Here is a 600-nt window from a genome sequence, read left to right on the forward strand (position 1 = left end):
AAAGGAGATGGCGAGCCAGGTGTGAAAGCGATCTGGAAGGGGCTGACCAAGATACGACTCGTCGCTGAAGCGCTACGAGAAATGAACTCGGCCTACGACTGAAGCCGAGTTGTGTATAAAGGCATGGATCCAGCGGGGCATAGAAAATTCTCTGCCACATCAGGAAATGGATCAATTAACTTTCCATTATGGTACTAATGATATAAAGACGCACTGGAAAGAAAATATCTTTGAAAGGGCAAAAAAGTGAAAACCGAAACTCGATCAGCTCACATAACTCCCATTAATGGAAATATCTTCAAAGACCTCGGGTTCGGCCCTAAGCAGGCCGCTGACATGAAGGTACGTAGTGATCGCATCATATCCGAGCAGTTGGTCATCAAGCATTCGCTCATGGAAAATCCAACTGAATTCAAGGATTGGGGTACACGCGCCAACCAGCGTAAGGCCTAATAGTTAAGGCGCTTTCAAAAATGGACCTGTCAGGAATTTTGTGTGCCGGGGTCGCGGTTCGTAGTTAATTAATCGCGTTGGTGAAGCGTTCCCCAAACAGAATGGCAAACTGGTTTGCTGCCATCTTCCAAGTTCGCTGCGGCATCT

General features: G+C 47.2%; 1 protein-coding gene. It reads left to right on the plus strand.

Annotation, left to right across the window (positions count from 1 at the left end):
- The first annotated feature begins 246 nt into the window (after positions 1 to 246).
- Complete coding sequence (locus GTP27_RS23300) at positions 247 to 453, plus strand: hypothetical protein (protein WP_161041463.1); 207 nt, start codon at positions 247 to 249, stop codon at positions 451 to 453.
- Positions 454 to 600: the final 147 nt, after the last annotated feature.

It is taken from the genome of Duganella qianjiadongensis (assembly GCF_009857915.1).
GTDB classification, from domain to species: Bacteria; Pseudomonadota; Gammaproteobacteria; order Burkholderiales; family Burkholderiaceae_D; genus Rugamonas; species Rugamonas qianjiadongensis.